The sequence below is a fragment of the Roseovarius halophilus (ex Wu et al. 2025) genome, assembly GCF_047086965.1.
This window is the reverse complement of the sequence record NZ_JBKOTX010000554.1, coordinates 1-514: the sequence shown is the minus strand read 5'-3', so window position 1 is coordinate 514 and position 514 is coordinate 1. Positions and strand designations below refer to the sequence as shown.

Here is a 514-nt window from a genome sequence, read left to right as displayed (position 1 = left end):
CCGCGCCGGCGATAGACGAAGCGCAGGCGCAGGCCCCGGCGCCGTTCCCATTCTCCCGGCGTGAGCCGTGCCCCACCGCGACCACGCCCGGCGGCTTGCGTCGGGATCGCAAGGTAAAATCCGTCTTTCGAGCGGATCAGCGGGCCGGTGCCATGCGCGCGGATGATCTGCGGCGCTTTCGACCAGACCAGCGCAGCGGCGTTCAGGCTCGGCTGGCCCTTGGGGTATTGCTCGGACCGTATCGTGCGGGAGAGCCGCTGGCCGAGCCCCGCCCCGGTGATCTGCCCGCGCCAATCAGTCTTGAGCCCGGTCCCCGCGGCGCGCATGGCGGCGGTTACGGCCTTTTCACCGGCTTTCACCTCGGCGGCCATGGCCGCCCCAAGATCGGCAGATATGTCGAGGCCGAGTTTCATGCGGGCTGCAAGTCCAGCGTCCAGACCAGGCGTTCGCGATCCCGGCGCGGCGCGCCCTGGATCAGGAAGGTCTCGTCGCCAATCAGGATCTGCTCCTCGGG

At 69.6% G+C, this 514-nt stretch carries 1 protein-coding gene; it reads right to left on the bottom strand.

Going from position 1 to position 514, the window contains the following annotated elements:
- Positions 1-413, bottom strand: a 413-nt coding sequence (locus tag ACH107_RS33460) for a DUF6441 family protein (protein WP_412509878.1), incomplete at its 3' end; no start/stop codon positions are given.
- Positions 414-514 lie beyond the last annotated feature (101 nt).